Annotated in this window: 1 protein-coding gene; it reads right to left on the bottom strand. The window is 75.5% G+C overall.

Going from position 1 to position 511, the window contains the following annotated elements; translation table 11 throughout:
- A partial coding sequence (locus tag ACYVE7_RS35615; protein WP_460371133.1) for a hypothetical protein occupies window positions 1-511 on the bottom strand: 511 nt, incomplete at both ends.

Below are 511 nucleotides of genomic sequence, written 5' to 3'. Positions count from 1 at the left end.
GGTCGCGGCGGAGCGCCGCGCCGCCGCGCTCCAGCCCGTCGACGAGCCCGGCCAGCAGCGGACGCCGCCAGCCGGACGCCGAACGGAGCACCACCGCGATCACATCGGACTCCTCCGGCGGCGCCTTCTCCTCGCCGGGCAGCGGATTGACCAGGTAGAACGCGGTGCGCTGCGCGCGCGGGCCGTTGACCTCGACCCCGAGACCCTCGGCGACGGCCGTCAGCTCCGCCAGTTCGGTGAGGGTCGCGGCGGCGGCCAGTTTCCGTTCCAGCGCGGGCACCAGCTCCGCGGGACGCGACAGGGTGATCTCGCCGAGCCGCGACCGGAGATCGGGGATGTTCAGCGCGAGCCGCGCGCAGTGGTAGCCGGCCAGCGCGACCTGGTCCTTGACGGGCGAATGCCGGTGCACGGCCGCGGCCAGCTCGAAGTCGAGGGCGCGCGGGTCGAGCCGCTCCCACACCCAGCCGGGCACGTCGCGTTCGCCGAGCAGCCGGACCGCCTCCCGCCGTTC

The sequence above is a fragment of the Actinocorallia lasiicapitis genome (genome assembly GCF_054778695.1).
This window is presented reverse-complemented; position numbering and strand designations above follow the sequence as displayed.